Genomic DNA, 227 nt, shown 5'->3' with positions numbered 1-227 from the left:
ACAGGCGCAACTTGCCGCCGTATTAAAATCCACCGGCGAGGCGGCAGGCTTTAACCGTGAACAGCTTAACGAGATGGGGCAAGCGCTGGCCGATGCCACCACCTTCGACACCGGCAGCATTACCCGCGCACAAACCACCCTGCTGGCCTTTAGCGGCATTGTTGGCGACGACTTTGTAAAGGCGCAGCAAGCCGCCGCCGATATGGCCGCGCGTATGGGCACCGACA

General features: G+C 61.2%; 1 protein-coding gene. It reads left to right on the top strand.

Annotation, left to right across the window (positions count from 1 at the left end):
• On the top strand, positions 1–227 hold a 227-nt coding region (locus AXE65_RS05360), incomplete at both ends, for a hypothetical protein (protein WP_153015395.1).

This window comes from Ventosimonas gracilis, assembly GCF_001580025.1.
GTDB classification, from domain to species: domain Bacteria; phylum Pseudomonadota; class Gammaproteobacteria; order Pseudomonadales; family Pseudomonadaceae; genus Ventosimonas; species Ventosimonas gracilis.
This window is presented reverse-complemented; position numbering and strand designations above follow the sequence as displayed.